This is a genomic window from Endozoicomonas sp. ONNA1, from assembly GCF_024606325.1.
Classification (GTDB): domain Bacteria; phylum Pseudomonadota; class Gammaproteobacteria; order Pseudomonadales; family Endozoicomonadaceae; genus Endozoicomonas_A.
Map to the genome: position 1 here is coordinate 1 of NZ_JAHHPN010000316.1, position 1,905 is coordinate 1,905.

Annotated in this window: 3 protein-coding genes; all 3 read left to right on the forward strand. The window is 46.5% G+C overall.

Translation table 11 applies throughout. From position 1 onward, the window contains the following. Window positions 1-204: 204 nt before the first annotated feature. The 3 genes from KDK19_RS07375 (at window position 205) to KDK19_RS07385 (ending at window position 1,476) form a co-directional block, all read left to right on the forward strand. Window positions 205-459 (forward strand): hypothetical protein, encoded by a 255-nt coding sequence (locus KDK19_RS07375; protein ID WP_257291652.1) that lies wholly within the window; start codon window positions 205-207, stop codon window positions 457-459. A 484-nt stretch (window positions 460-943) separates the two neighbouring features. Beyond that, window positions 944-1,165: a type II toxin-antitoxin system CcdA family antitoxin gene (locus KDK19_RS07380; RefSeq protein WP_257291653.1), complete on the forward strand. Its 222-nt coding sequence runs from the start codon at window positions 944-946 to the stop codon at window positions 1,163-1,165. Beyond that, window positions 1,165-1,476: a CcdB family protein gene (locus KDK19_RS07385; protein WP_257291654.1), complete on the forward strand. Its 312-nt coding sequence runs from the start codon at window positions 1,165-1,167 to the stop codon at window positions 1,474-1,476. The genes KDK19_RS07380 and KDK19_RS07385 overlap by 1 nt, the downstream gene beginning before the upstream one ends. Window positions 1,477-1,905: the final 429 nt, after the last annotated feature.

The following is a 1,905-nucleotide window of genomic DNA, read 5'->3' on the forward strand; positions in this document are numbered from 1 at the left end:
GTTTCTGGCAATCAACTACAAGGGCATGGCTATCCCGATTTTATGGACACTCCTGCCCAAAATACAGAAACTGGATCAAAAAAGGCAGGCTTAAATACGTCAGAAACAAGGGAAGCCTTCGTCTGACTCTACTGTCTCCGGTGCAATTCCAGAGCGTGGTTCATCAGCTCGAAGGTTTTGGTAAGATAGCCACCGCTAAATCCCTTGTCAATTGTAAAACTGAAGGGGTGGTCACTGAAAACAACTCCGACACAGGAAAAAAACCGCTACTCACTGAACGACGACACCGACAAACACAACTACCTGATTGAATCCAGCGACGGGTTTAGCTTGCAACGTCAGGGTAATGTATGGTCAGACGGCCAGCGCACCTATGACGCCGACAAGGACAGCTGGCCCCATGATGACTATGGCGATACCCTGACCGGAATGCTGAAGCCAAAACGAGTCAACCGGTAACGATTACGCTCTGACCGCCGTCGACTTGGCCACCCTATATGGCGTAGGTGCTGCACCCCATACGGCAGTGCGAATTCGTGATTTGCCTATGCCCGGTTCCTTCGTCAGTGATAGCGTCGATGCCACCCGCTACATTACGGAAATGTACGAGATGCAATCCGTCTGAACGATCTGGCCACTACCATCATCCGTTACCGGGACAGTGGTCAGGAAGATCAGGCCAGAAAGCTGGAGAAAACCAACCGCAACAAACTGGCGTCCGCAAAGACATGAATCGCTATGCCCACAAAATCAGCACACTCAGGTAAGACATGCGCAAGATCATGGACAACCGCTTTATGAGTGCTAAGGTGAAACGGCAGAAGATCGACCGGCTGAACCGGGAAATCAGCAAGCTGTCAGCTGAAGCGGTTGGGAAGTATGGGAAATAGTTCTAATATATACCTGCTATACTAACCAAAATACTCAATAAGTAGGTATTGATATGAGCAAAAGTAAAACCACAGTGACCATAGATGACGAGCTGTTAGAGCAGGCTCGTGAGTTGAACATTAATATTTCTTCTGCAGCCGAACAAGGCGTTAAGGCTGAAGTCAGGAGTTTGGTGGAAGAGCGTTTGAAGAAACTTTACAAGGAAGCCGCTGAAGAACTGGACCAGTTTGTAGAAAAACATGGCTTATTCAGCGACGGCATGAGGTTGTTTTAATGGCTCAGTTTGATGTTTTCAGAAATACAGGTGACAGTGCAGAACACTATCCATACATCGTTGTTCTTCAATCAGACTTGATTCCGTCTAAAAAAAGTCAAGTCGTGGCACCGTTGAGTCATTCCAGCCAATTCGAAAAAATGCTGAAAGTGTGTCCATTGGTCGAACTTGAAAGTGAACAATGGATGTTGATTATCCCACATCTTACCAGTATTCCTTCGTCTTATCTTGTTGAGAAAGTAGCCAATATAGAATCAGACCGAGGTGATATATTGATGGCTCTGGACCGACTGTTCACAGGCATCGCCTAACACTCACAGCAGAAACTGGGGATAGAAATAATCTATTCCCATAAGCACCATTTATAAGGCTGACGTGATCAGCAGCAAGCCGCAGAGTGTTTTAATTTCAATATTCTTGTTCTTCCACCAGTCCCATACTTATAGCCAATTCTCCGAATTCTACACGGCCCACCTTCAGCCATTGAAATGCCACCGTGAAGGACTTTGGACCGTTAATGTATCAGGTAAGGTAACTGGCGCATTGTGTTTGAATTTAAAAACGGAGATACCTACATCGTGAACTACGAGGATTACCACTGATGACTACACAACAATTTGATCCACCTCACCCAGGAGCATTGATCAACCGCACCTACATTGAGCCATTCACCTCAATGACCGAAAACAGAATTGCCGACCAGCTGGGCGTGGCCAGAAGTACTTTCAATCGTTTGCTGA